The sequence below is a fragment of the Novosphingobium sp. Sphag1I genome, from assembly GCF_056279125.1.
In genome coordinates this window covers 1-5425 of record NZ_JBWBQS010000039.1, presented here as the reverse complement: position 1 = coordinate 5425, position 5425 = coordinate 1, and the positions used below count along the sequence as shown (strand labels likewise).

4 protein-coding genes and 1 pseudogene are annotated in these 5425 nt (G+C 54.7%); 4 read left to right on the top strand and 1 reads right to left on the bottom strand.

Features of this window, described 5'->3' with window-relative positions; translation table 11 throughout:
• The 4 genes and pseudogenes from ACZ9HU_RS22275 to ACZ9HU_RS22260 form a co-directional block, all read left to right on the top strand.
• Positions 1–816: pseudogene (locus ACZ9HU_RS22275) on the top strand (hypothetical protein); the annotation flags it as partial.
• 8 nt (positions 817–824) lie between these two features.
• Positions 825–3422 (top strand): RHS repeat domain-containing protein, encoded by a 2598-nt coding sequence (locus tag ACZ9HU_RS22270; protein ID WP_476108064.1) that lies wholly within the window; start codon positions 825–827, stop codon positions 3420–3422.
• Positions 3419–3628, top strand: a complete 210-nt coding sequence (locus ACZ9HU_RS22265; RefSeq protein WP_476108063.1) for a DUF7336 domain-containing protein — start codon at positions 3419–3421, stop codon at positions 3626–3628. Before ACZ9HU_RS22270 ends, ACZ9HU_RS22265 begins: the two co-directional genes overlap by 4 nt.
• Positions 3629–3948: 320 nt before the next feature.
• Positions 3949–4599, top strand: a complete 651-nt coding sequence (locus tag ACZ9HU_RS22260; protein ID WP_476108065.1) for an IS6 family transposase — start codon at positions 3949–3951, stop codon at positions 4597–4599.
• A gap of 252 nt (positions 4600–4851) precedes the next feature.
• Here ACZ9HU_RS22260 and ACZ9HU_RS22255 read toward each other — a convergent pair.
• On the bottom strand, positions 4852–5425 hold a 574-nt coding region (locus ACZ9HU_RS22255; RefSeq protein ID WP_476108062.1), incomplete at its 5' end, for a transposase.

Sequence of the window (5425 nt, the reverse complement as noted above, 5' to 3'; positions counted from 1 at the left end):
AATGCCAGTCCATGCCATGATACACTCCATCTCTTCGCAAAGGGGCGTGAATCACAACATGCTGGTATTGCTCAACAACTTTCGGGGCGGGCTCTTAGATTTTATACCGATAGATTTATACCGACTGATTATTGGATTGGCCCAAGCGATCCCACTGCCGATCAGTCTTTGCAGAAGCATTATTCTATTTGGACTTCGGGCCGCTACATTGCAGGTGTGACCACGCCAGAAGGGAGTGTCATAAGTGACCAATACAGTTCGCGAAGAGTCAGGGGCGGACGATATTACAAATCAAAGGATGGAAATACTATTATTCAGGATACTTATTTCTATCCTGGCACCTGTACGAATTATGCGACCTGCAATAAGCCGCAATGGACGAAGGACCCTTTGGGTAATGTCACGGATTATACCTATGACTCAGGTCATGGCGGGGTGTTGAGTGTCATGCGGCCGGCGCCGACGGCTAACGGCGCGCGCCCGCTCGAGTTGACAACCTGGACCCCGCGATATGCCTGGGTTCGTAATTCCTCGGGGGGCCTGTCGCAGGCGGTAGGGCCGATTTGGGTGAAATTAACCGAAACACACTGTCAGACCGCGAGTGGGACTAGTCCTGCTGTATCATGCGATACGGGCGCACCTGTAAAAACAACCACGTATGAATATGGTACAGCCGGGACGTGGGAAGCCCTTCTGGTGAAGGGAATTGTAGAGACTTCAGGTGCTGTCGGTCTGCGCACATGCTTCACCTATGATAAACTTGGCCGAAAGTTGAGTGAAACCGCTCCTCGCGCCACGCAAAATGCTTGCCCATGAGGTGTGGTATGAAGATTGGTCATCTTTCGGGTGCTCTGGCAATTACAGTAGGTTCTCTTGCCCTGCCTATGGCAGGGCACGCCCAGACTTCCGCCTCGGCATATACCACAGGGCATCGTTACGATCTGGCGGGGCGTGAAACTGGAACGATCAGGCCTTCCTCGAATGGCGCGGCGGGCCCCTTCCTGGCAGTTCGAAACACTTACGACGCGGCAGGCAGATTGATTAAGGCCGAAGAGGGAACGCTCACGTCTTGGCAATCCGAAAGCGTCTTGCCAAAGGACTGGACTGGTTTCACTCTATCCAAGGCAATCATTGTAAGCTTTGACGACTTGGACCGGAAACTTGTTGAAGCGGTCGTTGCGAATGATCTGACGACGGTTAAGCAGGTTACGCAATTCAGTTACGATGGCGCGGGGCAATTGCTGTGCACCGCAATGCGTATGAATTCGGCGAATTATCCGAGTGTGGTTGGGGATGGCACGCTCACCGGTGGACAGCTTCCCTCATCGGCCTGCTCGCTAAATACCGAGGGCAACGCTGGACCTGACCGTATCGCGAAGAATATTTATGATATATATGGCCAGCTTATTCAGGTTCGCAAGGGTGTGGGCACTTCGCTGGAGCAGGCCTATACGACTTATGCGTATAGTGCCAATGGCAAGCAGACCGACGTGATTGACGCCAATGGCAACCGGGCGACCTACACCTATGATGGTTTCGACCGGTTGGTGCAGTGGAACTTTCCCTCGACTACAAAACCCACGTCCTTCAATGGCGCGACGCAGGCCACTGCCTTGAGTTCTGCTGGCTCGGCCAATTCGGATGATTACGAGGCCTATGCCTATGACGCCAATGGCAATCGCACGAGCTTTCGCAAACGCGATGGCTCGGTCCTGAGTTACACCTACGATGCGCTGAACAGAGTGACGGTAAAAGTTGTCCCGTCGCGCTCGGGCCTGGGCAGCACTCATACCCGTTCGGTCTATTACAGTTATGACCTGCAAGGTCACCAGCTGACCGCGCAGTTTGACAACAGCGGCGGCGAAGGCGTGATCAACACGTTCGACGGGTTCGGGCGGCAACTCACATCGGCGCTGACGATGGACGGCGCCACGCGGACCGTATCCTATCAGTACGATGCCAATGGCAACCGCACCCGCATCACCTATCCTGACAATAACTATGTCACTTACAATTATGATGGCCTTGATCGTCCTTCGAGCATCTTGCGCTCGGGCTCGGCCACGGTGGCAAGTTACGGGTATAATGCCGATGGCACGCGGGCCAGTTTCAATGGCGGGGTCAACACCAGCTATGGCTATGACGCGATTGGTCGCCTGAGCTCGTTGGCCAACACGCCGGCCATCAACACCAGCTACACCAACACCTATGGCTTCAGCTACAATCCGGCAAGCCAGATTACCTCGCTCTCCAAGAGCAACAACAGCTTCACCTTCAATGGCCTCTACAACGTCAACCGCAACTACACGACCAACGGACTGAACCAGTATACGGCTGCGGGCGGCGCCAGCTTCACCTATGATGCCAATGGCAATCTGACTGCGGACGGGACGACGACGTTTCTCTACGATATCGAGAACCGGCTGGTGAACGCAGGCGGCGCAAAGAATGCCCAGCTGCGCTATGATCCGCTCGGGCGCCTCTATGAGATGGCTGGCCCGACAGGCACGACGCGTTTCCTTTATGACGGCGACGCTCTGATCGGCGAGTATGACGGATCGGGTAACCTGCTGCGCCGCTATATCCATAGCGCTGACATGGAATCCGACGATCCGATTGCCTGGTACGAAGGCGGCGGCTTCGATGGCGCCTCCGAACGTATGCTGCGTCCGGATTGGCAGGGCAGCATTGCACTAGTCACCGACAACGCGGGCTCGAACATCTTTGCCGTCAACACCTATGACGAATATGGTATTCCCGGTTCCAGCAACACAGGGAGGTTCCAGTACACCGGGCAGGCGTGGATGGCCGAACTGGGCATGTATTATTACAAGGCCCGCTTCTACTCACCTACCCTCGGACGCTTCCTCCAGACCGATCCCATCGGGTATAAGGATCAGGTCAACCTCTATGCCTACGTCGGCAATGATCCGATGGATGGGATTGATTTTAGCGGTCAGACTTGTGAGAGTATAATTTGCCTTCCTCCTCTTGTACTTCCGCCTATTCCTAACGTTACTTTACCGACTGCTGAAGAGGCTGCTGAAATAGTTGTCTCTGGGGCTCGGAAATTCAGCGTCGCTGGTATTTTGTGGATGGCCGTTACTCCTACATCTACTGGAGGCTGCACTGCTAGAGGCTGCGCCGACGAGGCGCGTTCTCATGGTGCAGCCTCCGCCTCGCCTCCACCTGAAGATCCAGATGACAAATTTAAAAAACGAAAGACCAATAAATCAGGAAAAGAGGCGGCAAAGGGTGCCCCTTCGTGGGTAAAAGGTAAGGCGCCACGTACCAATGAAAGTGGAAAGGAATTTCCTAAGAGATTGTTGGATGAAAAGTATGGCGAGAACGGGTGGACCGAAAAAGGCCCCGGTTCCGAATTTAACCAAATAAAAAAGTATGCTGACAGGGGGTTTGAATGAGTTTATCTGTTTTTATTCTATTCTATCAAATAGATGGCGATTCGGAAAGTTTGAAAATCATTGGAATTTTCGATAGTGAGGAATCGGCTTCAAATGCAATAGATGTTGTAAAAAATAAATCAGGATTCTCCGATGGTTGTGGTGAATTTATTGTTGACGAATACATTGTCAATAAAATAAACTGGAAAGATGGTTTCGGCGTTTAGCCCGCCTTATACCAAGTCTCATTGATCAGAACCCATGCGCCCACTGGCGCCATCCGATGGACATGATGGGCCAAGGCTGATCGACGAGCCTGTTCTGTTCTGTCGCAAAGATTGGGCCGGGCCGAGAAGTGCTCTTTGACATGCTGAATTATGCGGCGAGGGCCTCGAACTGCTGGGCGCCGGACGGATTTCGCCCGGGCTCTGTCGCAAACTTGCGGTAGGGCTCTTCGCGGGTTAACGTGGCAAGCCTTTGAGGGATGGGAATGTTCAAAGGTCGCCACTTTGATGCATCGCTGATCCTGCTCTGCGTGCGCTGGTAACTGAGTTACGGCTTGAGCCTTCGGGATCTGGAGGAGATGATCGCCGAGCGCGGGATCAGCGTGGACCATTTCACGATCCATCGTTGGGTGTTGCGGTATGCGCCGAAATTGCTGTCCAATTTCAACCGGAGCAAGCGGCGGGTCTCGAGAAAATGGCATATGGACGTGACATACATCAAGGTGAAAGGCCAATGGATGTATCTGTACCGTGCCATTGATAGGGCCGACGCCACAATCGACTGCATGTTTTCGGCCAAGCGCAATCTCAAGGACGCCCGCCGGTTTTTCCGGCGCGCCTACAAGCGCCATGGTTTGCCGTCGCAGGTCACGATCGACGGCAGCCAGACCAATCTGGAAGCCGCCCGGCGCTGCCATGGCGAGGTCAGATTGCGGGCGCGATCCCGGGCCAAGCCGGTCATCATCCGCCAAAGCCGATACATGAACAACCTCATCGAGCAGGACCACCGGCGGATCAAGCGGAGAACCCGCCCGATGCTCGGCTTCAAGTCGATGGCCAGCGCCGCGATCATCCTGGAGGGCATCGAACTCATCCACATGATCCGCAAAAATCAAATGGAGTGGCCCGTTCAGCCCCGGAGCGACGGACGAAATCCGTCCGTCGCCCAGCAGTTCGAAGCCCTCGCCGCATAATTCAACATGTCAAAGAGCGCTTCTCGGTCTGGCCAGATCCTTGCGACAGAACCGTAGGGGGAGCTGCGGGTTCCTGCGGCCGCCCCAAGATCATCAGAGTGATATGGCATCATTAAGCTGGACGGCTCGAAAAACCTTGGAATTTGGCGAGCTCACCAAATTGTGGATCGCGCAGGTGCGTTGATGCCCGATTTTCGGCTTCTCTTGACTGCCTGATGTTTGCTTGGCGCCCTGCTGTGAGGCCATTGCCTTTCATGCGGGCGCAGTACGCCCTTCGAGCCATGCGAGGCGTTGGAAATTATAGACAAGATTGGCCATGCCGATTTTGATGGTGGCACGGGCGATGCCGATGGTGCGCACGACAAGGCCCATCCTGTGCTTTTGCCCCGCGAAAACATGCTCAACGTGGGCCCGAATTTTGGATCGCCGTGTGTTGGCCTTGGCGATCCGCTCGGGCAATGACCGCCTCGGCTTACGCTTCTGATGAATGTGGCTGGTGAACATGCCGCTCTTGAGGAACGCCTCATTCTTCTTGGATCGATAGGCCGTATCCGCCCACACGCCCGAGCCGGTGTTGGCCTTGCTGACCAAGTTCGGTAATCGCGCACCATCATGGGCGTTGGCCGCGCTGGCACCCCAGGTGCGGATCAAGCCGTGAGCCTTGTCTATACCGATATGATTTTTGTAGCCGAACATCGGGATGGCCAGATCAACCGGTTTCGCAGCCTTCGGAGGGCATAGCGTGGAAAGTACGCTAAACAACGCTAAGGGAGAACGAACGGCGAACGATAGGTGCGAACGAGCGTGCCGCTTAATCAGGTGGGCC